General features: G+C 73.5%; 16 protein-coding genes and 3 pseudogenes. 8 read left to right on the top strand and 11 right to left on the bottom strand.

Annotated features, from left to right (window positions below; translation table 11 throughout):
- Nucleotides 1–271: 271 nt before the first annotated feature.
- From AB0L59_RS15355 to AB0L59_RS15330, 6 genes are all read left to right on the top strand, one after another.
- Nucleotides 272–1,519: a polyprenyl synthetase family protein gene (locus AB0L59_RS15355; protein WP_365583049.1), complete on the top strand. Its 1,248-nt coding sequence runs from the start codon at nucleotides 272–274 to the stop codon at nucleotides 1,517–1,519.
- Entirely contained in the window at nucleotides 1,516–3,285 is a 1,770-nt protein-coding gene (crtI, locus tag AB0L59_RS15350; RefSeq protein ID WP_365583046.1) for a phytoene desaturase family protein, read from the top strand. The genes AB0L59_RS15355 and crtI overlap by 4 nt, the downstream gene beginning before the upstream one ends.
- A complete protein-coding gene (locus tag AB0L59_RS15345) occupies nucleotides 3,282–4,313 on the top strand; it encodes a phytoene/squalene synthase family protein (RefSeq protein ID WP_365583044.1) in 1,032 nt (343 codons plus the stop codon). Before crtI ends, AB0L59_RS15345 begins: the two co-directional genes overlap by 4 nt.
- Before the next feature lie 20 nt (nucleotides 4,314–4,333).
- Nucleotides 4,334–5,314 carry a DUF5914 domain-containing protein gene (locus AB0L59_RS15340; protein WP_365583567.1) on the top strand — a complete coding sequence of 327 codons (981 nt, stop codon included), beginning with the start codon at nucleotides 4,334–4,336 and terminating at the stop codon, nucleotides 5,312–5,314.
- A 150-nt stretch (nucleotides 5,315–5,464) separates the two neighbouring features.
- Nucleotides 5,465–6,838 (top strand): deoxyribodipyrimidine photo-lyase, encoded by a 1,374-nt coding sequence (locus AB0L59_RS15335; protein WP_365583041.1) that lies wholly within the window; start codon nucleotides 5,465–5,467, stop codon nucleotides 6,836–6,838.
- Nucleotides 6,839–6,937: 99 nt separating this feature from the next.
- Nucleotides 6,938–8,446 carry a cryptochrome/photolyase family protein gene (locus AB0L59_RS15330; protein WP_365583038.1) on the top strand — a complete coding sequence of 503 codons (1,509 nt, stop codon included), beginning with the start codon at nucleotides 6,938–6,940 and terminating at the stop codon, nucleotides 8,444–8,446.
- 129 nt (nucleotides 8,447–8,575) lie between these two features.
- On the opposite strand, the gene AB0L59_RS15325 is transcribed toward AB0L59_RS15330, so the two are convergent.
- The 3 genes from AB0L59_RS15325 to AB0L59_RS15315 all read right to left on the bottom strand — a co-directional run bounded on the left by AB0L59_RS15325 (nucleotide 8,576) and on the right by AB0L59_RS15315 (nucleotide 10,556).
- On the bottom strand, nucleotides 8,576–9,583 hold the full coding sequence (locus tag AB0L59_RS15325) for a MerR family transcriptional regulator (protein WP_365583035.1): 1,008 nt from the start codon (nucleotides 9,581–9,583) through the stop codon (nucleotides 8,576–8,578).
- A gap of 5 nt (nucleotides 9,584–9,588) precedes the next feature.
- Complete coding sequence (locus AB0L59_RS15320) at nucleotides 9,589–9,870, bottom strand: helix-turn-helix domain-containing protein (protein WP_365583033.1); 282 nt, start codon at nucleotides 9,868–9,870, stop codon at nucleotides 9,589–9,591.
- A gap of 95 nt (nucleotides 9,871–9,965) precedes the next feature.
- Nucleotides 9,966–10,556, bottom strand: a complete 591-nt coding sequence (locus AB0L59_RS15315; protein ID WP_365583030.1) for a sigma-70 family RNA polymerase sigma factor — start codon at nucleotides 10,554–10,556, stop codon at nucleotides 9,966–9,968.
- A gap of 82 nt (nucleotides 10,557–10,638) precedes the next feature.
- On the opposite strand from AB0L59_RS15315, the pseudogene AB0L59_RS15310 reads away from it, so the two are divergent.
- Nucleotides 10,639–11,352, top strand: a pseudogene (locus AB0L59_RS15310) (NAD(P)H-binding protein); the annotation flags it as partial.
- A 677-nt stretch (nucleotides 11,353–12,029) separates the two neighbouring features.
- On the opposite strand, the gene AB0L59_RS15305 reads toward AB0L59_RS15310, so the two are convergent.
- The 6 genes and pseudogenes from AB0L59_RS15305 to AB0L59_RS15280 form a co-directional block, all read right to left on the bottom strand.
- Nucleotides 12,030–12,959, bottom strand: coding sequence for an NAD(P)H-binding protein (locus AB0L59_RS15305; protein ID WP_365583027.1), 930 nt, complete (start codon nucleotides 12,957–12,959; stop codon nucleotides 12,030–12,032).
- A 562-nt stretch (nucleotides 12,960–13,521) separates the two neighbouring features.
- A complete protein-coding gene (locus AB0L59_RS15300; protein ID WP_365583564.1) occupies nucleotides 13,522–15,015 on the bottom strand; it encodes a carboxylesterase/lipase family protein in 1,494 nt (497 codons plus the stop codon).
- Between the two features lie 68 nt (nucleotides 15,016–15,083).
- Nucleotides 15,084–15,206, bottom strand: a pseudogene (locus tag AB0L59_RS15295) (hypothetical protein); the annotation flags it as partial.
- Between the two features lie 25 nt (nucleotides 15,207–15,231).
- Nucleotides 15,232–15,471 (bottom strand): annotated as a pseudogene (locus AB0L59_RS15290) (hypothetical protein); the annotation flags it as partial.
- 269 nt (nucleotides 15,472–15,740) lie between these two features.
- Entirely contained in the window at nucleotides 15,741–16,376 is a 636-nt protein-coding gene (locus tag AB0L59_RS15285) for a TetR/AcrR family transcriptional regulator (RefSeq protein WP_365583024.1), read from the bottom strand.
- A gap of 115 nt (nucleotides 16,377–16,491) precedes the next feature.
- Nucleotides 16,492–20,598, bottom strand: coding sequence for an acyltransferase domain-containing protein (locus tag AB0L59_RS15280; protein WP_365583021.1), 4,107 nt, complete (start codon nucleotides 20,596–20,598; stop codon nucleotides 16,492–16,494).
- A 542-nt stretch (nucleotides 20,599–21,140) separates the two neighbouring features.
- Here AB0L59_RS15280 and AB0L59_RS15275 point away from each other — a divergent pair.
- Nucleotides 21,141–21,755, top strand: a complete 615-nt coding sequence (locus AB0L59_RS15275) for a helix-turn-helix transcriptional regulator (RefSeq protein WP_365583019.1) — start codon at nucleotides 21,141–21,143, stop codon at nucleotides 21,753–21,755.
- Nucleotides 21,756–22,335: 580 nt separating this feature from the next.
- Here AB0L59_RS15275 and AB0L59_RS15270 read toward each other — a convergent pair.
- Together AB0L59_RS15270 and AB0L59_RS15265 are read right to left on the bottom strand one after the other, a co-directional pair.
- Complete coding sequence (locus AB0L59_RS15270) at nucleotides 22,336–23,532, bottom strand: MFS transporter (protein ID WP_365583016.1); 1,197 nt, start codon at nucleotides 23,530–23,532, stop codon at nucleotides 22,336–22,338.
- A 121-nt stretch (nucleotides 23,533–23,653) separates the two neighbouring features.
- A complete protein-coding gene (locus AB0L59_RS15265; protein ID WP_365583013.1) occupies nucleotides 23,654–24,241 on the bottom strand; it encodes a TetR/AcrR family transcriptional regulator in 588 nt (195 codons plus the stop codon).
- Nucleotides 24,242–24,310 lie beyond the last annotated feature (69 nt).

Below are 24,310 nucleotides of genomic sequence, written 5' to 3'. Positions count from 1 at the left end.
CCATCGGATGCAGGGCGCCTCCCCACGGTGAGCGCCCGAGCGCCGGACACGGCACGGTGGAGGGGGCGGCCCTGGTTGTCGCCGCGACCGCGTGCGGCGTTCGCGCATCCGTACGCGCTGCCCGCGCCGAAGCGGACAGGTGACGGCAACGACGGACACGGACACGACGGAGGGAACCGGGATGCGTCCCATCCACGCTGAGGACCGCCCTGCGACCGCGCCACCGCGGCCGATCCCGGCGGCGCCCGTGGCATCACCTCCGCACCGGCCGGTGACCCACGGCGGGGAAGCCCACGACAGGGCCGAGGCGCGGCCCTCGGCGAGCGAACCGTTTCCCGCCGGGTCCGCCGAGGTGCGCGAGGTCGACGCCGACGTGCCCGGCGCCGTCGGCCGCATGCTCGACCATGTGCTGGCGGAGCGCCTGCGCCGGGCACGGCTGGCGGATCCCGTGTTCGCCGAGGAACTCGCCGAACGGGTGACGCGCTTCACTCTGCAGGGTGGCAAGCGCAGGCGCGCGCAGCTGGTGTGGTGGGCCTCGCGGGCCTGCGCCGGCCGGGACCCCGCGGCCGCGGCGGCGGCCCTGCGGATCGGCGGCGCCCTGGAACTGCTGCAGACCTGTGCGCTCGTTCACGACGACGTGATGGACAGGGCCCCGCTGCGGCGTGGCCGGCCGGCGCTGCACACGGACCTGACCGACCGGTATGCCGGCCGCGTGGGGCCCGGACAAGCCGAGCGGTTCGGGCAGTCGGCGGCGGTCCTGGCCGGGGACCTGGCGCTGGCCTGGGCCGACGACCTGATGGCGGAGATGCCGTCGGCGCCCTGGACAGGGGTGGTGGTGCGGCGGCTGTGGAGCGACCTGCGCACGGAGCTGGTGGCGGGCCAGTACCTGGACGTACAGGGCCAGATCACCGCGGCGCGGTCCCTGCCCCGCCTGCTGCGCGCCGCCTGCCTGAAGAGCGCCCTGTACTCGGTGGAGCGGCCCCTCGCTCTGGGGGCTGCCGTCGCGGGCGCGGACGATGTGACGCTGCGCCGGCTGTGCGACGCGGGACGCTGCGTCGGCATGGCCTTCCAACTGCGGGACGACCTGGACGACATCTTCGGCGACCCGCGGAAGACCGGCAAGGCATGCGGCGGCGACATACGGGAGGGCAAGCCCACCTATCTGGTCGCGGTCGCCCGGAGACGGGCCGAGGCCGCCAAAGACGCCGCCGCGCTCGCCGTGCTGGACCGGTGGCTCGGTGACGTGGCGCTCACCGAGCGCGGCCTGGAGGAGGTGCGGGACGTGCTGGTCGCGACGGGGGCGCGCGCCACCGTGGAGAACAAGATCGATCGTCTCGCCGCGCAGGGACTGCGGCACTTCGACGGCGCCGCGCTGCATGCGGAGGGTGCAGGTCCACTGCGCGGTCTGCTGCGCGCGACGGCCGGTGCGCGGCCGGACGGGGACGCCGCCGTACGTCCCGGGCCCGCGCACGGTCCGTACGCGGCCTGCACCTGCGACGAAGCGGGGAGTGGCCGGTGACCCGTATCCTGCCCGGTCCCACGGACCACGTGGTGGTCGTCGGCGCCGGACTCGCCGGGCTGTCGGCGGCGTTGCACCTGCTGGGCGCCGGACGCCAGGTCACCGTCGTGGAGCGCGAGGAGCTGCCCGGCGGCCGCGCCGGACGCCTCGACCTGGCCGGCTACCGCATCGACACCGGGCCGACCGTGCTGACCATGCCGGAGCTGGCCGACGAGGCGTTCGCCGCCGTCGGCGACAGCCTGTCCGAGCGGCTCGAGCTGATCCCCCTGCACCCGGCGTACCGAGCCTGCTTCGCCGACGGCACCAGCATCGACGTGCACACCGGCGCGGACGCGATGGCCGCGGAGGTGGAGCGGTTCGCCGGGGCGGCCGAGGCGGCGGGCTACCGGCGGCTGCGCGACTGGCTTCAGCGGCTGTACCGGGCTCAGATGGGCCGGTTCATCGACGCCAACTTCGACTCACCGCTCGGTCTGCTCAACGCCGATCTCGCCCGGCTGGCCGCCCTCGGCGGCTTCGGCCGCTTGGATGCCGGGATCGGCCGTTTCCTGAGTGACGAGCGGCTGCGCCGGGTGTTCTCCTTCCAGGCCCTGTACGCGGGTGTGCCCCCGGCGCGGGCGCTGGCCGCCTACGCGGTCATCGCCTACATGGACACCGTCGCCGGCGTGTACTTCCCCCGGGGCGGCATGCACGCCCTGCCTCGGGCGATGGCGGAGGCAGCCGCCGCGGCCGGCGCCGAGCTCCGGTTCGGGCAGCGGGTGACGCGCCTGGAGCGGTCGGGGGAACGGATCACGGCCGTCGTCACCGACGCCGGCCGCATCCCGTGCGACGCGGTCGTCCTCACCCCGGACCTGCCCGTGGCCTACCGGCTGCTCGGCCGCCGGCCGCGCAGACCGCTCGGCCTGCGCCACTCCCCCTCCGCGGTCGTCCTGCACATCGGAACGGACCGCACCTGGGCCCGGCTCGCCCACCACACGATCTCGTTCGGCGTGGCGTGGCACACCACGTTCGACGAACTCACCCGTGCCGGACGGCTGATGAGCGACCCCTCGCTGCTCGTCACCCGCCCCACCACCACCGACCCCGGGCTCGCGCCGCCGGGCCACCACCTGCACTACATCCTCGCCCCCTGTCCCAACACCGACATCGGCCCGGGGGCAGCGGCCTGGTCCGACCTCGGCCCGCGCTATCGGGACACGCTGCTGCGGGAGCTGGAGCGGCGCGGACTGGACGGCGTCGAAGCCGCCATCGAGGAGGAGTGCCTGATCACCCCGGCCGACTGGCACGCCCGGGGGCACGCCGCCGGAACCCCTTTCTCGGCTGCCCACACCTTCCCGCAGACCGGCCCGTTCCGGCCGCGCAACCTGGTGCGCGGCACGGAGAACGCGGTCCTGGCCGGCTGCGGCACGACGCCCGGTGTCGGCGTGCCGACCGTGCTGCTGTCGGGGAAGCTGGCCGCGGCCCGCGTCACGGGCGTACCCGGACGAGGGAGCAGCCGCTCGCGCCCCTTCGCGACCGCCGTCCTCCCCGAAAGAACCGGCGCCCCGGCTCCTGTGCACTCCCCGTTCCCACCCGTGTTCCGGGCCGTCAGCCGGAAGCCGCCGGCCGTCCCGCGCGCGGATGGGGCGCGGTGCACCGGGCTTGCCGCCGCGCAGGAACCACCGGCCTGCTCGCCGGACTCCCCGGCCGCCACCAGGCGGCGGTCCGGAACACCCGGACATCCCCCGGCCGACCCCACCGGCCCCGCGACCGAAGGCGGGTCAGCATGACCGATCGAGAGCTGGACGCGGCCGGGATCACCGATCGGGCGCTGCGTGCGGCCTACCGCCACTGCCGCGCCCTCAACGCCCGGCACGGCAGGACCTACTTCCTCGCCACCCGGCTGCTGCCCGTGGAGCGCCGGCCCGCCGTGCACGCGCTCTACGGTTTCGCCCGCTGGGCCGACGACATCGTCGACTCCCTCGACCCCGGCGCCGGGGTCGATCTGCGGTTGCGGGCGCTGACCCGGCTGCAGCGCGAGCTGGAGGAGGGGCTGCGGCGGGGTGGCAGCGGTGAGCCGGTGGTGCGCGCGCTCGCCGACACCGCGCGCCGCTACGCCATCGACCATGCCCATTTCCGGGACTTCATGACCTCGATGCGATCCGACCTGGTCGTGACCGCCTATCCCACCTACGCCGACCTGGGCGCGTACATGCACGGCTCGGCCGCGGTGATCGGGCTGGAGATGCTGCCGGTGCTGGGCACGGTGGTACCGCGGGAGGAGGCCGCGCCGTACGCCGCGGCGCTCGGCGTCGCCTTCCAGTTGAGCAACTTCCTGCGGGACGTCGGCGAGGACCTGGACCGCGGACGCGTCTACCTGCCCGCCGACCTGCTCGCCGGTCACGGCGTAACCCGGGAGCTGCTGGTCTGGAGCCGCGCGACGGGCCGGCCAGAGCGCCGCATCACCGCCGCGCTCAGGGAGTTCGAGGCACTGACCCGCGGCGTGTACCGGACGGCGATGCCCGGGATCGAGCTGCTCGAACCGGTGGCACGGCCCTGCATCCGCACCGCGGCCGTCCTGTACGGCGGCATCCTGGACGCCGTCGCCCGCGACGGCTACGCCGTGCTGCACCGGCGGTCGGTGGTGCGCCGGCGGCGCAGAGCGGTGGTCGCCGCCGACGGGCTGGTCCGGGTGGCGGGGGCCCGGCTGCGAGCGCGGACCGGTCCCGGACACGGTCGGCCCGCTCACGCCCGCGTTCTGCCCGAAGCCGCGCTCTCGCCGGCGACGGCCGTCCGCTCCGCCGAGGAGGTCGCGTGAACCGCCGCCTGCCGCTGTCGATGCGCCGCCACGCCGTGCCGTGGGAGCGTCAGCGGCCCACCTGGCGCGAGGCGCGGCCCGCGGTGATCGCCGAGGCGCTGAAGCGGGCGCAGGCCCGCTCGTCCGGGAACTGGTACGTCGTCGGCGCCTCCCGCGCCCTGCGGGGGGACGGCAAGCTGGCGCTGACCGTGGCGGGGCAGGAGGTCGTGGTGTGGCGAGGGCCCGGCGGGCGCCTCGTCGGCGGGCCGGGGGCCTGCCCGCACCTGGGAGCTCCGTTGCGGGACAGTCCGGTGCGTTGCGGCACGCTGGTCTGCCACTGGCACGGACTGGCCCTGGACGGCGGCCCGTACGCGGGCTGGTCGCCGCTGCCGGTGCACGACGACGGGGTGCTGGTGTGGACGCGGCTGGACGAAGTGGGCGGGGAGGACCCGCTGCTCGCACCGGTCGTCCTGCGGCGGCCCGAACCCGCGCGGGCTCTGGTCGCCGTCTACACCGGCGTGGGTGCCTGTGAGCCCGAGGACGTGGTGGCCAACCGGCTCGATCCGTGGCACGGCGCGTGGTTCCACCCCTACTCGTTCGTCGACCTGACGGTGGTGGACGCCCCCGGCGGACCGGCCGGCGCGGTGGACGACGGCCGGGACGCCCTGGTTGTCGACGTGTCCTTCAAGGTGGCGGGCCGACTGGTCGTGCCGGTCCGCGCCGTCTTCACCGCGCCCGGACCGCGCACGGTCGTCATGCGCATCACCGAGGGCGAGGGCGCGGGCTCCGTCGTGGAGACCCATGCCACGCCGCTCGGCACGGACGGGGCCGGCCGGCCACGTACCGCCGTCATCGAGGCGGTGATCGCCGCCTCGCACCGTCCCGGCTTCGCCGCCGCCCGCCGGGCGGCGCCGCTGCTGCGCCCCTTGGTGCGCGCCGCGGCCGGGCGGCTGTGGCGGGACGACCTCGCCTACGCCGAGCGGCGCTGGCAACTGCGGTCCACGGGCCGCTTCCCGGGCTGAGCGGCGAACGGGCCGCCCAGGCCGTCCTCACGCCACCACCGCGGATGCGCCGACGCCCGAACGGGGACTGCCGCCGGTCCGCCGCATCCGGCACCGGCCGAAGTGGCGAACCATCCGAGAACGACCCCACCGGAAGCGGAAGTGACCCCCATGCAGACCTCAGTCGTCGTGTTCACCTGCGATCTGCGTGTGTCGGACCACCCGCCGCTGCGGGCGGCCCTGCGCGGAGGAGGCCGGGTGGTACCGCTGTTCGTGCGTGATCCGGCGGTGGACGCAGCGGGTTTCGCCGCGCCGAACCGGCTCGCGTTCCTCGCCGACTGCCTGCGTGATCTGGACGCCCGGCTACGGGAGCGGGGCGGCCAGCTGGTGCTGCGCGAGGGCGACACGGTCACGGAAGTGTGCCGGCTGGCCGCCGAGGCGGACGCCGACGAGGTGCACATGGCGGGCGACGTGAGCGCCTTCGCGCACGCACGTGAGCAGCGGCTGCGCCCGGCGCTGGAGGGAGACGGGCGGCGCCTGTACGTGCACGACACGGTGAGCACCGCCGTGGCGCCGGGCGCGGTGACGCCGGCCTCCTCCGACCACTTCGCGGTGTTCACGCCGTACTACCGGCGCTGGTCCGAGCAGGGCCTGCGCGAGGTGCTGGACGCGCCGCGCTCGATCACCGTGCCGGAGGAGGTGGGCTCCGCCCCGCTGCCGGAGCGCGCCGGCGTGAGCGGGGTGTCGCCGGGACTGTGCGCGGGCGGCGAGACGGAGGGACGGCGCAGGCTCACCGCGTGGCTGCGCTCCGGCGTGGACGCCTACGTGGAACGGCACGACGACCTGGCGGGTGACGCCACCTCCCGGCTCTCACCCCACCTGCACTTCGGGACGTTGTCGCCGGTCGAGGTGGTGCACCGAGCGCGCAGGACCGGCGGCTCGGGCGCGGAGGCGTTCGTACGGCAGATCGCCTGGCGCGACTTCAACCGCCAGGTGCTCGCCGCACGCCCCGACGCCGCCACCCACGACTACCGCACCCGCCGCGACCGGTGGCGCGGCGGAAGGGACGCGGAGGCGGACGCCGAGGCGTGGCGCGCGGGCCGCACCGGCTACCCGGTGGTGGACGCGGCGATGAGACAGCTGCGCCACGAGGGCTGGATGCACAACCGGGGCCGGCTGCTGGCAGCGAGCTTCCTCACCAAGACGCTGTACGTCGACTGGCGAGTGGGCGCCCGGCACTTCCTGGACCTTCTGGTGGACGGCGACGTGGCGAACAACCAGCTGAACTGGCAATGGATGGCCGGCACGGGCACCGACACCCGGCCCAACCGGGTGCTCAACCCCGTCGTCCAGGGCAAGCGGTACGACCCGGACGGAGCATATGTGCGGCGCTGGGTGGAGGAACTGACGGGAGTGGAGGGGGCCGATGTGCACGAGCCGTGGAAACGTCCGGCGCGGGAGCGCGCGGGCATCGGTTACCCCGAGCCGGTGGTGTCCCTGGCTGAGGGCCTGGACCGCTTCAGACGGGCCCGGGCGCGCTCCTGAAGCCCGGCGGCAGGACATCCGCCGGGCCGCCGGACACCGCACGCAACACCTCGTTCCGGTACGCCTCACCCCCGTCGTCGCACGGAAGGTTCCCCTCCCATGACCACCCCGCACTGGCTCTTCGGCGATCAGCTCGGCCCGCACTTCCTCACGCCGGCCGGGGCGGACGGGCCCGACCGCGGGGCGCCCGTGGTGATGATCGAAGCCAGGTCGGTCTTCCGGCGGCGCCGCTTCCACCGTGCCAAGGCGCACCTGGTGCTCTCCGCGATGCGGCACCGCGCGGCGGAACTGGGCGGGCGAGTCACCTATGTACGGGCCGAGACCTACCGTGAGGGTCTGCGCCGCGCGGTGGAGGACCTGCCGGTGACGGTGTGCCACCCCTCCTCGTACGGGGCGCTCCGGCTGGTGCGCTCCCTGCCCCGGGTGCGGATGCTGCCTGCCCGGGGATTCCTGGTGACGCGCGAGGAGTTCGCCGGATGGGCCGAGGGCCGCGGTGGACGGCGGCTGCTCCAGGAGGACTTCTACCGCTGGGTGCGCCAGGAGCACGACCTGCTGATGGAGGGCGGCGGCCCGGCCGGCGGCCGGTTCAACCACGACCGGGCCAACCGCGAACCCCCGCCGAGGGGCGCCCGAGCACTCGACGTGCCGGGCCCTTACCGGCCGCGGGAGGACGACATCGACGCCGAGGTGCGCGAGGACCTCGACCGGTGGGAACGCGAGGAGGGGGTGCGATTCGTCGGCCGGGACGGACCCCGGCGCTTCCCCGCCAGCCGACGGGAGGCGCTGTCGGCCCTGCGCCGTTTCGTGGAACACCGGCTGGCGTCCTTCGGGCCGTACGAGGACGCGATGCTCACCGATGATCCGGTGATGAGCCACAGCCTGCTCTCGTCCTCGCTCAATCTCGGGCTGCTGCATCCGGCGGAGTGCGTGGAGCGAGCCGAGCGCGCCTGGCGCACGGGCGCCGTCCCGGTGAACAGCGCAGAGGGTTTTGTTCGGCAGGTCGCGGGGTGGCGGGAGTACGTCTGGCAGCTGTACTGGCATTTCGGCGAGGACCACCGGCACGGCAACGCGCTCGGGCACACGGAGAAGCTGCCCGAGTACTTCGCCGAGCTGGACGCGGACGCACTCACCGCGCGCTGCCTGGCCACCGTGCTCGCGCAGGTACGCGACACCGGGTGGACGCATCACATCCCCCGGCTGATGGTGCTGGGCAGTCACGCCCTGCAGCGCGGCTGGGACCCGGCCGCGGTGACCGACTGGTTCCATCGCTGCTTCGTCGACGGCTACGACTGGGTGATGGAGCCGAATGTGGTGGGCATGTCCCAGTACGCGGACGGCGGCCGGACGACCACCAAGCCGTACACGTCGGGCGGCGCCTACCTGCACCGCATGAGCGACCTGTGCGACGGCTGCGCCTACCGGCCCACCGAGCGCACCGGTCCGCGCGCGTGCCCCTTCACCGCCGGGTACTGGGCCTTCCTGCACCGGCACCGGCGGCTGCTGTCCGGCAACGCCCGCATGCGGCGCGCGGTGCAGGGCCTGGACCGGCTACGCGACCTCGAGGACGTGCTCCGGCAGGAGCGCCGACGCGCGTCGGAGGTGCCGTGAGGGGCGGGCGGCCGGCTTCGGGTGCCACGACATGGTGCGGCGGCCGGGGGCTGCCCTGGTCCGGCACGCGTGACCGCGTCACCTCCCGCGGACAGCCCGCGGGAAGAGGACAAGGTCCTGTCCGTCGGCTCACCCTGCGGTGCACAGCGCGCGCAGCGCCTCCACCGCCTGCGCCAGTCCGGCCGGCCTGAGCACACCTGCGGGCCGGGACCGGCTCCAGCCGGGGCCGCCCAGCAGCACCACCGGACCGCGCCGCGCCCCCTTCATGCCCCAGCGCAGCCCGGCGACGTGCCGGGCCAGGGCGGGGACCGCCCGCGCGCTGTCTTGGGCCCACAGCACGACCGCGACCGGGCCGAGCCGGCGCACCGCCGCGTCCAGCGCCTCGACGGGCACGGCGGCTCCCAGCATGCGCACCGGCAGCCCCTCACGACCGAGCGCCGCGTGCAGCGCCTCCAGGGGCAGCGTGTGCTGTTCGTCGGGCGCGCAGGCCAGCAGGACGCAGCCGGCCGCCGGGGCAGCCACCGGGAGGGCGGGCGGAGTGCTGCGGCGCAGCACGGTCGAGACATACCAGGCGAGCAGGTGCTCCACCTCCACGTACCGGTCCTCGGAAGAGGCCCAGCGGCGTCCTACGGCGTGCAGAGTGGGAACCATCACCTCCTGCCAGGCGACCGCGACGCCGTAGCGCTCGACGGCGGCGAGGAGCTGCTTCTCGAGCGCGGGGGCGTCCAGCCGTACCGCGGCGCGGGCCAGTCCACGGCACTCCTGACGCACGTCGCCCAGGGGCAGCGCACCGGCGGCCCGCGACCGCTCGGCGGGTGGTGGGAGCGCCGAAGCGGCGATGACCTCCGGTGCGGGGGACCGGCCGGCAACGGCCGCACGGGCGGCGCGGGCCGCGTCGGCCGGCGGGATGCCGGTCGTCGTCAGCCGGCACATCTCCTCGACCGTGGCCACGTCGGCCGCCGTCCAGCGACGGTGGCCGCCCTCGGTGCGTGCGGTGGGCCCGATGCCGTAGCGGCGGTCCCACGAGCGCAGCGTCATGGGCGACACCCCGAGGCGGCGGGCCAGCACACCGGTGGTCAGACCGGCGCCGCCCGGTACGGCGGGTGGCTCGGACGGAGGCGGCTCAGCAGAGTTCACGGCACTCATGTTTCCTCGCCCGTCCCGGCCCTGACGAGCCGGAGCAGACTCCGCACACTCAGCCTGCCCTCGCACGGATGGCACGCCGCGGCTTCGTGACGCACGCCGAGACGCACGCGGCGCCCGTCGGCCTCCCGGGTCAGGAAACCGGCACGCACCAGCTCGGCGATGATCCGCTGCACGGTGCGCTCGCTGGTGCCACAGACCGCGGCGAGCCCGGTGACGGAAAGAGCCGGAGTGTGAGCGAGGGCGAGGAGTACGCGCGCGTACGACGTGAGGAAGCGCACCGGTGGCCGTGTCGCCCCATCAACGGGAACCGCCTTCCGACGTCCTTCTCCACGCGGCGACCGGACCGTTCCGGCCGCGCACGGCGAACGGCTGTTCAGCGTGCTTCCTCCGTGGCCTCGGCGTGCAGGCTCCGGCTCAGCCGCAGCAGGCCGCGCCGGGCGTGGCTCTTGACCGTGCCCAGGGGCCAGCCGGTGACGTGGGCGATCTGCGTCTGCGTCAGGTCACCGTAGAAGGCCAGGCACAGTACCCGCCGCTGGGCCTCGGGAAGGCGACGCAGCTCACGGGTGACGTCCACGCGGTCCAGGACCGTGTCCTGCGTGTACGACGATTCCGGCGAGCGAATCGGCTCCCGCGCCGCCGCGGCGGCGACGTCCGTGCGCCGGGTGCGTGCGGACAGGGCGTCGGCGATCTTGTGCCGGGCGATGGCCACGAGCCAGGCGGGCAGCGGCCCACGGCCCGGACGGTAGCCGTGGCGGCCGCGCCAGGCGGCGAGGAACACCGTCTGGGTGACGTCCTCGGCCTCGGCTCCGTCGCCCAGTGACCGCCGCGCCAGGGACAGGACGAGGGGAGCCCAGCGGCGGTAGACCGCCTCCAGGCCACCCTCGTCGCCGGCCACGAAACGTAGGGCCAGATCGTCCTGCGGGTCCGCCACCGGCGGGGCTTCGGTCACAGCGAATGCGGTCATGCGGCTGCTCCTTGGGCGGGTTGGCTCGCTGCCATGCGCCACGGTCCGTCCCGCATCCCGGTAGTGGCAACTCGCATCGAGTCTGCATCGAGTTGGTTGCGGCCCGGGGCCCCCCGGAAGACGGCCCGTCAGCGGACGGCTCGTGCCCGAACTGCCGGCCGCCGGGTACCGGGGGCGCTGCCTGGCCCGCTCCCCCGGGAAGCTGCGGGACCACCCCTGGGCCGGGGAGGTGGAGGTGGTCGGCGGGGACGTCACCGACCCCGCCACGGTGAGTGCCGCTGTGCGGGAGGTCGCCGTGGCCTACTACCTGGTGCACTCGCTCGGCACCGGACGCGGTTTCGAGGACACCGACCGCGAGGGCGCCCGCGTCTTCGGCGCGCAGGCCGCCCGCGTCGGCGTGCGCCGCATCGTCTACCTCGGTGGGCTGACCCCGGCCGGGGTGCCCGACCGGGAACTGTCGCCTCGTCTGCGCTCCCGGTCCGAGGTCGGGCGCATCCTGCCGGCGAGCGGTGTGCCCACGGCGGTGCTGCGCGCCGCCATGATCATCGGGTCCGGCTCGGCGTCCTCGAGATGCTGCGCTAACTGACCGAGCGGCTGCCGGTGACGGTCACACCGAGGTGGGTGCGCACCCGGATCCAGCCGACAGCGGTCCGGGACGTGCTGCGCCTGCTGGTGGGCAGCGCCCGGATGCCCTCGGACGTGAATCGCGCCTTCGACATCGGCGGGCCCGACGTCCTGACGTTACCGGGACATGATGCTGCGCTACGCGGCGGTCGCCGGACTGCCCCGGCGCGTCTCCCCATGTCCGACCCGCGAGTCTCTGCCCTCCGACGGGGCGGTCGCGCAGCACGTACGGCAACCGCATGAGGCGGACAACCCGGCCATCCGGCGGCAGTCCTTTCCGGGTGCCCCGCGGCTGACCGGTGAGGGCCGCGGCCGGCTGGTGACAAGCCACGCGGCAGCACGGCCAGGGCGCCGTGCCGCCGCGTCGCTCCCACCACCCCACACCCGCATGCCCATCAGGAGTTGGTCTACGCACTCGCCGAACGGCTCAGGCGTTCACGGCACCAGGCGGAAGGGCGACCCTGCGCGTGTCGAGGTGGGGAAGCGGGCTTCCCGAGCGCCTCGCGGACGTCCGCTCCGCCCGGCACGGCCGCACGCCGGCTCCTGCCGGTCGTGGACATCCGGCCGAGGCGCGGGTGCGCTTGAAGCCGTGTCGGTCATGAGGCGTGGACCGGCGGCCAGGCGTCGGCCCTGGCCATGGAAGCCGGCCCAGCGGCCGGGCGCAGCACACCGCCGTACGCGGAAAGCCGCTGGTGCGTGCGGACCAGGCAGCCGATGCGGGAGCGGGGCCGCGAGCTGCTGTCCGCACCAAGGCCCCAAAGGGGGCGCCCGGCCGGACTCCCTGCGTCAGGCGCCGTCCGCTCGGTCCGCCCGGAGCGGGGCCCGGTCCGCACCGAGACGGTGCTCTTTTCAGCGTGTGAACAACCCGGGGTTCCCGCGCACGTATTCGGCTACCCCCATGGCCGGCCGCCCGGTGATCTGTGCCACGCCGTCGGCCTGGCGATCGTAGCGACCGGCCGCGTGCAGGCGGGCCATGGTGGAGATGTGCTGGAAGACGTGGGCCGGCAGCTCCAGCGCTCGGAGATCGTTGTCGAGCCATTCCTGCAGGGGAACGTCGGTGTAGCCGACCGGACGGCCCAGAGCCGCGGAGATCTCCGACGCCATGGCGTCGATGCTCTCCGACCGGGGGCCGGTCAGCTCGTAGGTCCGGCCGACGTGCCGGGCCGGATCGGCCAGGATCTCCTCCACGGCCGCCGCCACGTCCTGCGCCGCGATCGGGGAGGTTTTCGCCTGGCCGAACGGCAGCCTGACGGTGCCGTCCCGCCGGATCGAGGAAAATCCCACCTGGAAGAGCGGATTCTCCAGGAAGACGGTGGGTCTGACCTGGACCACGGGCAGCCCGGACCAGTCGAGAACCTGCTCGACCAACCACTGTTGCCGTTGCTGATGCGACTCGGACGTGCTGGTGACGTCCATCTGGGAGACGGTCAGCTGCGACATGTTGACGAACACTTCCAGCCCGCCGTGGGCGCGCGCGGCGGCAGCCGTCGTCACGGCGGCCAGCAGATACTGGTCCGACACGGCCATGCCGAAGTACGCCCGTCCGCAGCCGTCCAGGGCTTCGGCGACATCACGCGAGCGCGTCAGGTCTCCGACAACGACTTCGGCGCCGGTCGCGCGCAACGCCTGAGCACGGTCGTCATCCGAACGCACGAACGCCCGGACCTTCAGCCCCCGGCGCCGGAGGCCTTCGACCACGGTCCGTCCGATGGAGCCGACCCTGCCGGCGGCACCGGTCACCAGAACGGGGCGCCCGCTTCCTTCCGGGGTGTGATCCATGGGGGCAGCCTGCGGGCCGCCCAGGCGAGGCGCAACCCCAGTGATGCGTCCAGCGCCCCGCCGGCCGGTCCTTGAGCCCGCCGGACCTCACCGCGCACCCGCGGCCGGGGGCTCGCTGCGCCGGGTGGACGCCCCCCTTCGGCGTCGGCGAGCGCGTACGCGCCCGGAAGGTGTCCGTGCCGGGCACACCCGGCTGCCGGGCCACGTCCGGGGACACACCGCCGGCGTCGAGGTCATCCAGCCCGTCCATGCGCTGCCGGAAGCGGGGCACACTTCACGGGCGAGCGGCCTCGGCACGGCCGTGGGAGTCCGCCGCGCTCCCGGCCGACATGGACCGCGCCGTCCCCGAGGGTGCCGAGGACCGCACCACCGACACCTTCCAGCGCCGCACGGACCGGCCGCCGCACCCCGGCCGGGAGATCGCCGAACGTGGGCCCGGGCGAGGCGGACGACGCCGCGTCGGCGCCGGGTCGGGTACGCACCGTGCCCTCGCCTCGACGCCGCTTCAGCCGGTGCCGCACACGAGCCCGGCCCGATGCGCGCGGGGCAGCCCGGGGCGTGGTCAGCGCACACCCTCCCACAGGGCTCGCAGGTGTTCGCGGGGAGCGTGGGCGAGGGTGGGCGGTGCGCCGAAGCGGCGGACGGTGCGGTCGGGTTCGCGGTAGGCGGGCCAGCCGGGGTCACCGGTGGTGGCGAAGGCGACCCAGGCGGCATGCATGCTGTCGGCGAGGCGCTGCGGAGGGGCGTCGCCGAGCAAAGGCGCGAAGCCCGGATCAGCCACATGGTCGAACACGAACGGGACTTCGGCCGCATGGCAGGCGCCGAGGCCTCCGCCGTGGGCGGGGGACGGCCAGACGAACTCGTAGACGAACGCGTGGGCGCCCTGGCGGCTTCGGGCCTCGGCGAGGCGAAGCGCGGGGAGCCGGTAGAACCAGTCCGTGGCGATCTCGGCGAACAGGTCGCCCGGAGCCGCACCGGGAAAGGCCGCCCGGTAGGCGCGCACCCCCAGTGGTGGCAGGCCGTACGCCGCAGCCCTGCTCTCCAGAAGGTCGTCGGTCACCAGCGGGGCCAGCCCGGTGGGCACGGTGAACAGGCGGAACTCGTCCCGGGTGCAGCCCACCAGCACGTCGACGTCCGCGGCCGTGCCGTCCGCGATCGCCTCGATGGGTACGCGCGGCAGGGTGGCACGGTCGACCACGGGTTCGAAGGGCATCAGGTTGAGGGCCGCCTCGCCCCACAGTGCCGGGTCGGGGCGTGCGGAGATCTCCGCGCGCAGCAGCTGTTGCGCGGCCAGCAGCCGCTCCAGTGGCACGGCGGCCAGGTCGGTCCGGGTGGGCGGCACCCCGAGCACGGCGGCCAGCCGGGCCCCGACCCGGGCGGCGGAGTCGGGGGACAGGACGTGATGGGCCGCCCCGCTCTGCAGTACGGCGCGGTGGAAGAGACCCTTGGCCACCGGCATGGCGAGGAGCGCGCCGATGCTCATGGCCCCGGCCGACTGACCGAAGACGGTGACGCGGCCGGGGTCGCCGCCGAAGGAGGCGATGTTGTCGCGCACCCATTCGAGTGCGGCGATCTGGTCCAGGAGACCGAGGTTGGCGGGGGCGGTGTCCTCGGGGCCGAGGTGGAGGAAGCCGTGCGCGCCCAGGCGGTAGTTCAGTGTCACCAGCACCACGCCGTCACGGGCGAACGCGGTGCCGTCGTAACCGGGGACGGAGCCCGAGCCGTTGCTGAACGCGCCGCCGTGGACCCAGACCATGACGGGCAGCCGTGCGGCCGGATCGGGGGTCCAGACGTTGAGGTTCAGGAAGTCCTCGCCCGGGATGTCGACCTCGGGGATGAGGCGGTCCATCGGTGCGGCGTACGGGGCCTTGGGCGCGGTGGGGCCGTAGGCGTCGGCGTCGCGCGTGCCGTTCCACGGCGTCGGCGGCCGAGGCGGGGCGAAGCGCAGCGGCCCGGCCGGGGCGGCGGCGTAGGGGATGTTCTTGAAGCGGGCGATGCCGTCCGGGCCGGTGGTGCCGCGCACGGCGCCGTGCCGGGTGACGATGACCGGTCGCATGGTTGCTCCTGGGCGCGAGGGGCGGGCGGGTCGAAGGGGCAGCGGTGGGCGCCGGCCATGCGCAGGGCGAACCGCGCGTACTGTTCGGCGACTTGTTCGCGGGTGCGGTCCAGGGCGGGGCCGAACCACTGGGTGACCTGCACACCGAGGCCGCTGATCGCGGTCACCGCCGGCAGTGGGTCGTCGATCATGAACTCGCCCTGCTACCACGCCCAGTTCGAGGACACCGGCGAGCATACGACGACACTGCTCGCGGAGTTCGAGCGGGGGCTCCGCCAGTTCGGTGGGGAGGGGGTCCGGTTCGCTGTTGGTGACGACCGCGGGCAGCGGATGGCCGGTGTGGAGCAGCACATGGGCGCGGACCAGGGCGGCCAGCTGCAGGCCCGCGCTGTGGTCCCGGGTGGCGGCCGCGGCCTCGGTCAGGCGGGCCGGCGTCTCCTCGTGGCCGATGCGCACCAGCTCGGCGAGCACATGCCCTTTGGAGGTCCACCGGCACGGGGAGCGGGTCGGCGGACGCCAGCGCGTCCAGCACGGGGCTGCTTCTCCGCGGTGGGCGCGGTCGTGGGCATCCAGGAGCCGAACCTGGCGATGCGAGCCGCCTCCCAGCACTCGACGCCCGCCTGCCCGGACGGCGTTCCGGGTGGCAGCGGTCACGCCCGGCCCGTACCCGGTCCCGCCGGCGGACCGGAGCAGTACTGCCCGCCGGCGGAAGCGGTGCCGAGGAGCTACGCCGAAGCCTTGCTCTCCATGATGCCGAGCAGGAGCATCTTGAGCGCCTCCTGCAGTTCGCAGTGCAGGGAGCCGTAGCCGTCCCTGGGCGACCGCTGCGACCAGCGGTAGAGAATCCCGAGGTAGACGTCCCGCAGCACGTTCCCCACGTGCTCCGGGATCAAGTCGGCGCGGAACTCGCCCTCCCGGCAGCCGTCCTCCACGATCTCGGCGAAGATCTGGCCCACATAGGGCTCCTCCAGCAGCGGGCGCCCGGCCTTCACCCACGCCATGAGCATCGCGGCGGTCGACTCCCGCTCCTCCTCGTTGAGGCTGCCGAGTATGGCCATGCACTGCTCCAGCCGGGCGACGGCTCCGCGTCCGCGGGGTTCGGCGCGGCTGATGCTCTCCATGAGAGCCTCGCGGCGCCGGTCACCCCAGGCACGGATGAGGTCTTCCTTGCGCTGGAAGTAGTTGAAGAATGTGCCGCGGGCCACGTCGGCACGCTCGGCGATCTCCTCGATGGACGTGTGCTCGTAGCCGTTCTCCGCGAACAACTGGAGCGCGGAGGAGTACAGCCGCTCTTTGACCTTCTGCTTGTTGCGCTCACGACGCCCGAGCGGCTTGGGCGCGTCCGAAACCGGGGACTCCATGACGACTGCTCCATCCCAAAGGGTCGAGGCATCCACCCTTCACCGAACTTATACCACAGTTCAAGTACGACTGACGTACATTTTTTGAGACGGATGCAGAGGGTGACGCGCGAGGTCAGGCGGAAACGGCGCCTCCGGGGAGGCTGCCCATGATGCTCCCCAGGCTCTCCGCGCTCAGCAGGCGCCCCGCGGTCACTTCCATACCGGCCTCCGCGCGCAGGCGTTGCTGCAGCCGTACGGCCATCAGGGAGTCGAGCCCGTAGTCCCGCAGCGGCCGGCGCGGATCGAGGCCGGTGACGGGCAGGCCCAGGATCTCCGCGGCCCGCTTGGCGAGTTCCTCCTGCCCGAGCGACGGTCCCCCGCAGTGTGCGTCCGCACGGGCCGGTTCGTCGGGCAGCCGTTCGGTGCGGACGGGCTCGGCGCGCAGAGGTTCCAGGTGGAAGGGCTCCGCGACGGCCCGCGACCGCGCCGCGCCGCCGTCGTCGCCGGGGGCCTGCCGCGGCCCGCCGTCCGGGCGCCCGTACGGCTTCAGGGAGACCGCCCGGCCGATCAGGCCGGAGGCGCGCGACAGCAGGCTCCGCGCACCCTCCCGGCCGAGGTTCACGAGGGGGGTCCCGAGGTTCGCGAGGGGAGTGAGGTTCGCGAGGGGGGCGAGGGCGCTGGTCCCCGGGCCGGCCGGTCCGTACGGCTCGGCGAGTGGCTCGGACAGTGCGGTGTCGCCGTCCTCGCCGAGCCGTCGCAGCCGGATCCCGCGGAAATCGGCGAGGACCCGGCCCTCGCGGTCGAGGACCAGCGCGTCGGCGAGGACCTCGCGCGCGCCGTCGTGCGCCTCGAACCGTACGACCGTCCAGAAGTCGTCCGTCGGCTCGCTCAGCAGGCCCGCGCTCCCGAACTCGACCGGCGCGTAGGCGAGTCGGGAACCGCCGGCCCGCGCGGCCGCCTCCTGGGCGGCCGGCAGCAGGGGCTGCAGGGCCGTCTCCCAGGCGAACGCGCGGGGCGCCTCGGTGCGCCGCATGCGCGCCACCACTTCGCTGTCGGAAGTCCACAGCTGCTCGACGGCGCCGAACGCGTCGTCCAGCTCGATACCGAGGTCACGGGCCAGGTCCCGGTAGTCACGGGCGGACACGTACCGGCGACACCGGCCGAGGACGGCGTCCAGGGTCTTCTTGGCGTCGAGCTCCGCCCTCGGGCCCACGTCCCTGAGCGTGGCGTCGGCACACGCCGAACGCTCGCCGCCGCCCGGGAGTTCGGCGTCGACCGTGACCCGCCACGGCTGCCGGCTCCCGTCGACACTGACGCGCAGCACGACGTCGCGCTCCCGGGCCAGATCCACCGTCTGCTCGCCGAGCCGCAGTTCCTCGACGGTGAACGCCGCCGACGGGGCGACCCGGCGCGCGGCGTCCATGATCGCGGTGAGGCACGCGGCGGGCGGCAGGGGTGCGCGGCCGAGCAGTCGTACGTTCGCACCCCACTGCTCGGCCCCCCAGTCGTCGAGAGCGATGCGATGGACGTGCGCCGCCACTGCCCCGAGCGGTGCGAGGGAGGGCTCCTGGCGGAATTCGATCCGGTGCCAGGCGTACGAGGGCAGCGGCGCCGGCCGGTGACCCGTGCCGTACCACCGCCGCCAGTCCACCCGGCCGCCCGCGGCGAAGAACCGGCCCATGGCGCACAGCAGTTCCGTTGGCTCGTCGGCATCGCGCCGCAGCGACGGCACCGCCGCGCCCTCCAGGCCGGCGTTCGCGAGTGTCTCCTCGACCGCGGCGACGAGCAGGGGATGGGGACTGATCTCGACGAACACGGTCTCCGTCGCGTCGGCGACGTCCCGGACCGTGTGGGTGAACCGCACCGGCAGTCGCAGGTTGTCCATCCAGTACCGCGCGTCCAGTTCGGGACCCCGCACCGGGGCGCCGGAGACGGTGGAGATCATGTCCGTCACGGCGGGCACCGGCGCGAGCCCGTCCAGTTCGGCCAGCAGATCCGGCCGCAGCGCGTCCATCCGCGGGGAGTGCGAGGCGACGTCGACCCTCACCAGGCGGCACAGCACTCCCCTGGCCTCCAGATCCCGCGCCACCGTGCCCAGTGCGTCCAGGTCGCCGGCGAGCACCGTCGAGGTCGGCGCGTTCTCCGCGGCCACGCACACGTCCACGCCGTGGGCCCGCACGACGTCACGGGCCCGCCGCGCGGACAGTTCGACGACGAGCATGCCGCCGTCGCCGGCGGTACGCCTCATCAGCCGGCTGCGGCGGCACACCACGGCCGCGGCGTCCTCCAGGGACAGGACGCCGCTCACGTGCGCGGCCGCCACCTCGCCCATGCTGTGTCCGACACAGAGGTCGGGGTCCACGCCCCGTTCGCGCCAGGCGGCCGCGAGCGCCACCTGCATGGCCCACAGCGCCGGCTGCACCTTCTCCACGCCGGCCGGGAACTCCCGTGCCGGGCCGGTCAGCAACTCTTCGACCGACCAGCCGAGTTCGGCCTCGACGGCCTTGTCGCAGGCGTGCAGAGCCACCCGGAACGCCTCCGACGTGCGCAGCAGCACACGGCCCATGCCGAGCCACTGCGAGCCCTGGCCCGGGAACACGAAGGCGGTGCGCCGGCCGGGTCCGAAGCCGGCCTCGGCGACGCCCCCGCAGGCGATGGCCTCCCCGTCGGCCAACGCGCGTAGCCCCGCGGCCAGTTCGTCATGGGTGGCGCCGGTCACCCACAGGCGGTGGGGATGGGCGTCCCGGTGCAGAGCCGCGGTGGCACACAGGTCGCGCAGGGGGTGGTCACGACCGCGGCCACCGGGCGCCAGGTGGTCGGCGTACGAGCGCGCCAGCCCGCGCAGCGACTCGGGCGAGCGTGCCGTGATCACCAGCAGGTGCCCGCCGTCGGCGGCGGCGCGGTCGGCCGGTGGGCGCACCTCCTCCGGCTCCGGCACGAACTCCCCGACGACGACATGGGCGTTGGTGCCGGAGATGCCGAAGGAGCTGACACCGATCAACGCCTGCGGGCCGGCCTTCCGCAGCGGCTCGTTGGCGGCGACGACGGTCACGGGGAACGACTCGTCGCTCAGCACGGAGTTGGGGTCGTCCAGGTGAAGGGAGGCCGGGACGGTTCCGTGCCGGGCGATCAGCAGGGCCCTGATCAGTCCGGCGATGCCGGCGGCGGCCTCCGTGTGGCCGATGTTGGTCTTGATCGAGCCCGTCCGCAGCGGATTGAGGGGCGAGCGTTCCGCTCCGACGGCCTCCGCCAGGGCACGCAGTTCCACCTCGTCGCCGACACCGGTGCCGGTGCCGTGCGCCTCCACGTAGTCGAGCTGCCCCGGAGTGATGCCGGCGCTCCGACACGCCGCACGCACCATCTCGGCCTGTCCGTCCACGGACGGCTGCAGCAGCAGCCCGCTGCTCCTGCCGTCGTTGGTGACCGCACTGCCGAGGAGCAGCCCAAGGACGCTGTCGCCGTCGCGGGCCGCGTCGGACAGGCGCTTCAGCACCACCACGCCGGCGCCCTCGCTGCGCACGTACCCGTCGGCGGAGGCGTCGCCGAAGCGGCACCTGCCGCGGGGTGACAGCATTCCGCCCTGCGAGTAGGCGACGAAGTCGTACGGGGACAGGACGGCGTTGACGCCGCCGGCCAGGGCGACATCGCACTCGCCGGTGAGCAGGCTCTGGCGTGCGGTGTGCACGGCGACCAGGGACGACGAGCACGCGGTGTCGATCACGACGCTGGGACCGCGCAGATCGAGTGCGTAGGAGACCCGTCCTGAGGTGATGGCCCGGATGCGGCTGCCGGCCACGCTGCCGACGTCCGGTTCCCACACCGGTTGGGTGGTCTCCGCGTACTCGGCGGTGGCCTGCCCCATGAAGACGCCGGTGCGGGTTCCGGCCAGATCAGACGGGCGGATGTTGGCGGCTTCCAGGGCCTCCCAGACGACCTCCAGCAGGATCCGCTGCTGGGGATCCGTCTTCCTGGCCTCGACCGGCGATATTCCGAAGAACGCCGCGTCGAAGGCGAAGAGGTCGTCGAGGAAGCCACCGTCCCTTGACGCGGTCTTTCCAGGAGTGGCCGCCTCCGGGCAATAGTACTCAGCCGGATCGAAACGGTCGGCCGGCACCCGGGTGATGGCATCGATATTGCGGAATGATAAATTCCAGTATTCGTCGACCCCGTTGGCCTGCGGAAACCGACAGCCCATGCCGACGACGGCGACTATTTCACCAGGATGCTGCGCTCGCTTCATTGCATGTCCCCCTTGAATCGATGCAAAGATCGCCGATCGCCCCAGCACGGGACGGCCGGTATGGCAACGCGCGCGGCTTGCGATGCAAGTATGCATCGGCGCCCAATCTTGCCCTAGGGAGCGAATACTTGACGTTCCCCTGCCTCAAGCTTCGACAGATCTTTACGGTGCGCCCTCTTTACGTATTTTGACGAGATGATTACGTGAGGCACATCACACTAGGGGTCGAGGGCTCGCAACGCTGAACTAGGGTCTACTATTGATCTGGCATTGAAGCTTGATCTCAAGTCGATCACTTCGACCCGCTCGTTGACGCCAGTCCCCGGCACCCCTCCCCCACGTCTCGCGCGCCAAGTGCAGGCCATGTGTATTTCTCCGCGGAGAGGAATCAAATGATCGACAACCGCAGGAAGCATGCCGAAAGGGGACGGCAGTCCCCTGCGGGTGACCTCGGCGATTACCACCCTCGAGCAGAGTATTTCGAGCTGGCCGGGAACCTCTTCGATTCAGCCCGCAGGGAGGTTCTTCTTGTCAACGGCCAGATGAACGGTTTCCCGCGCCCGGAGATCGAGAGGTTTCGGAACAAGATTGCGGATTTACTGAGGCGGTCGGTCTCCGTCTGCCTGATCTGTCATCCCGACGAACTCGACGGCCACGGCCGCCAGGAGTTCCTGGAGCGGATCAGCCGGGTCCAGGGGGCCCAGGCACGGGTCAGCACCGTGAAGGTGCACGGCACCTTCATCGTCGACCGCAGGTGGGTCCTGACCTGGAACTCGCCCCAGGACCGGCACTGCCTGCTCGTGCGGTCCCCCGCCATAGTCGATCCCATGCTGCGGCTCACCGACGCCGTCTGGGAGAGCGCCTGCGACCTGGAGACCTTCGTCCACTGCCATCGCAACCGGCTGGACGAGAAGATCCCGCAGATCCTCCAACTCCTCGGCTCGGGCTGCAAGGACGAGGTCGCCGCGCGGGAGATCGGCGTCTCCGTGCGCACGTACCGCCGCTATGTCGCCACCCTCATGGAGAAACTGGACGCCGAGTCGCGGTTCGAGGCCGGCGTCAAGGCGACGGCCTTCGGCCTCGTCAAGGTCGGCGACCGCCAGCGCCGTTCTCCCGCCTGGCTGGTGCCGGCGAGCGACCTGGCCGGCTGCCGCTGACCGGGCGCCGGTGCGGTGCCGCTCGGACCCGACCCGGCCGCGGCTCGTGGTCGCGGCGCCGCACCGGGACCGCCGCCTCGACGGACCGGACCGCTGTCCGCGAGGCCCAGGAACCGGTCAGGCCCCAGGCCCAACAGCACCCGCCGGACCGGTCCTCCCGATGCCGCGCCGCACAACCGGGACAGATCGCCCCACCCGCCCGGCAAGACGGTGACACGCCCAGCCGGAACCCGCCGCAGCAGAAAGCCCGAACGGCACACGACACGGCCAACGTGCCACATCCCTTCACTCAGGGCCGGTCCACCGGAACACCCCTCGCCGGACCCGGCTGCGGCTCGTGGTCGCGGCGCCGCACCGGGACCTCCGCCTCGACGGACCGGACCGCTGTCCGCGAGGCCCAGGAACCGGTCAGGCCCCAGGCCCAACAGCACCCGCCGGACCGGTCCTCCCGATGCCGCGCCGCACAACCGGGACAGATCGCCCCACCCGCCCGGCAAGACGGTGACACGCCCAGCCGGAACCCGCCGCAGCAGAAAGCCCGAACGGCACACGACACGGCGAACGTGCCACATCCCTTCACTCAGGGCCGGTCCACCGGAACACCCCTCGCGGGACCCGTGACGCCGACTCCCGTGTCCTTCGCCGGCGCGGCGGGTGTCCACACCAGGTTGGCGACCGCGCCCAGCAGGGCCAGGACGCCGAGGATCAGCGGCAGTCCCAGGGGTGACAGCCCGCACCCGAGCAGGACACCGCCGACGGCCGAGCCGATCGCGTTGCCCAGATAGGTCGCCGAGGAGTTGAGCGACACGGCGCCGGTGCCGTCGTCGGGCCGCAGCTTCAGCATGCGGTGCTGCTGCGGCGCCACCTGGCTCCAGCCCACGGCACCCCATACGAACAGCAACAACCCCGCGCCGAGCGCCTGTTGGCCCAGGAGGGGCAGCAGCGCGAGGACCGTGCCGAGGATGCCGAGGACGGTGCTCACGAGCGCGCGGGTGTCGCGCCAGCGGTCCACCAGCTGCCCGATCGCGAAGCTGCCCAGCAGGCCACCCAGTCCCCACGCCCACAGATCAGGGGTGATCTGGGAGGTGTGCAGGGTCCGGCCCAGCAGCTGGGAAACATAGGTGTAGGTGCCGATACTGGCGATGGAGCCTGCCAGGGTGACCAGCGCGACGGCGACGACGCTGCGGTCGGCCATCGCGCCGAGCCGGGCACGGACGGACGGTGCCGCGGCGGCCTGGACGTTCGGCAGGTACAGCGCGATCCCGGCGAAGGCGAGCGCGGTGAGCGCCACGACCAGCCACATGGTGGAGCGCCATCCGGCGTGCTGCGCCAGGACCAGGCCGAGCGGCACGCCGAGCACCACACCGGTGGACATGCCGCCGGTGATCATCGCCAGGGCCCGGCCGCGGCGTTCGGGTGCGACGAGCCCCGCGGCGGCCGCGGCCGCCATCGGGGAGTACAGCCCCGCCCCGACGCCGGCCAGCGCCCGCGCCCCCAGCAGCAGCGGCAGGGACGAGGACACCGCGGTCAGTACGTTGCCGGCGGTGAAGACGAGGAGAGCCAGCAGCAGCACCGTACGCAGGGGCCGCCCCGCGGCCGCCGCGGCGCACAACGGCGCGAGCAGCGCGTAGGAGAGGGTGAAGACGGTGACCATCTGACCGACCGCGGACACCGACGCGTGCAGGTCCGCGCTGATGACGGGCAGGATTCCGGCGACGACGAAGGCGTCCAGGCCCAGGGCGGCCGACCCCAGGGTGAGCGGAACGGCTCTGCGCATGTGTGTTCCTTCTCCGGTTGCTTCGAGTGCTTCAAGTGCTTCGGTGGCATCGACGGTCGGCGGGGAAAACCCCGTCTGCGGGTATTCGGGCCGAGGATCCGGTGGACGGCGCGTCGAGCCGTCATCGGAACGCGCCGAGGACCGTGTCGACCACGTCGACCAGGCAGCGGACGTCGTTCGTGGTGCGCCCCGTCTCCCACAGCCCCTGGACGGTGACCAGCAGAGCGCGGGCCGCCGACCGGGGTCGGGGGACGCCGGTGAGGTCACCGCGGGCTAGGGCCTGTTCGAGCGCGCCGGCGAGGCGGCCCTCCACACGGCGCTGGTGGCCGGAGACGATGCTCCGCACCTCGGTGTCGGCGGGCAGGAGTTCCAGGGCCGAGTTGGCCAGCAGACAGCCGCGGCCGCCCGCCGCCTCGGCGGCCTGGCGCCGCAGATATCTGCGCAGGCCGCCGAGCGGTGCGGGCTCCGCCGCGAAGTCGGTGTCGAGCAGCGCCAGCCGGCGGTCGGCATAGCGGGTCAGGACCGTGGTGAACACACTGCGTTTGGTGCCGAACGCGGCGTAGAGGCTGCCTTTGTGCAGCCCGGTGGCGGCGAGCAGATCGGCGACCGTGGTCGCGTGGTAGCCGTGCTCGTGGAACTGCCGCTCGATGGTGTCGAGCGCGGCGTCGGTGTCGAACTGCCGCGGCCGTCCAAGGGTCTTCGCTGTCACCCCGCCGACGTTATGGTCCTTCCGGTCAAGAACACGGCAGACGTCAGCTTGCTGCCATCTCCGCAGTGG

This window comes from Streptomyces sp. NPDC052109 (assembly GCF_040680195.1).
Taxonomy (GTDB): Bacteria; Actinomycetota; Actinomycetes; order Streptomycetales; family Streptomycetaceae; genus Streptomyces.
The sequence above is the reverse complement of the archived record's forward strand: the minus strand, read 5'-3'. Positions and strand labels throughout refer to the sequence as shown.

Bases quoted from the DNA above. Each gene is read 5' to 3' on its own strand.
- AB0L59_RS15315 (WP_365583030.1), bottom strand. From the start codon at position 10,556: ATGACCGCATTCGCTGTGACCGAAGCCCCGCCGGTGGCGGACCCGCAG.
- AB0L59_RS15345 (WP_365583044.1), top strand. From the start codon at position 3,282: ATGACCGATCGAGAGCTGGACGCGGCCGGGATCACCGATCGGGCGCTG.
- AB0L59_RS15275 (WP_365583019.1), top strand. From the start codon at position 21,141: ATGAACGGTTTCCCGCGCCCGGAGATCGAGAGGTTTCGGAACAAGATT.
- AB0L59_RS15270 (WP_365583016.1), bottom strand. From the start codon at position 23,532: ATGCGCAGAGCCGTTCCGCTCACCCTGGGGTCGGCCGCCCTGGGCCTG.
- AB0L59_RS15335 (WP_365583041.1), top strand. From the start codon at position 5,465: ATGCAGACCTCAGTCGTCGTGTTCACCTGCGATCTGCGTGTGTCGGAC.
- AB0L59_RS15300 (WP_365583564.1), bottom strand. From the start codon at position 15,015: ATGCGACCGGTCATCGTCACCCGGCACGGCGCCGTGCGCGGCACCACC.
- AB0L59_RS15285 (WP_365583024.1), bottom strand. From the start codon at position 16,376: ATGGAGTCCCCGGTTTCGGACGCGCCCAAGCCGCTCGGGCGTCGTGAG.
- AB0L59_RS15340 (WP_365583567.1), top strand. From the start codon at position 4,334: ATGCGCCGCCACGCCGTGCCGTGGGAGCGTCAGCGGCCCACCTGGCGC.
- AB0L59_RS15330 (WP_365583038.1), top strand. From the start codon at position 6,938: ATGACCACCCCGCACTGGCTCTTCGGCGATCAGCTCGGCCCGCACTTC.
- AB0L59_RS15305 (WP_365583027.1), bottom strand. From the start codon at position 12,959: ATGGATCACACCCCGGAAGGAAGCGGGCGCCCCGTTCTGGTGACCGGT.
- AB0L59_RS15280 (WP_365583021.1), bottom strand. From the start codon at position 20,598: ATGAAGCGAGCGCAGCATCCTGGTGAAATAGTCGCCGTCGTCGGCATG.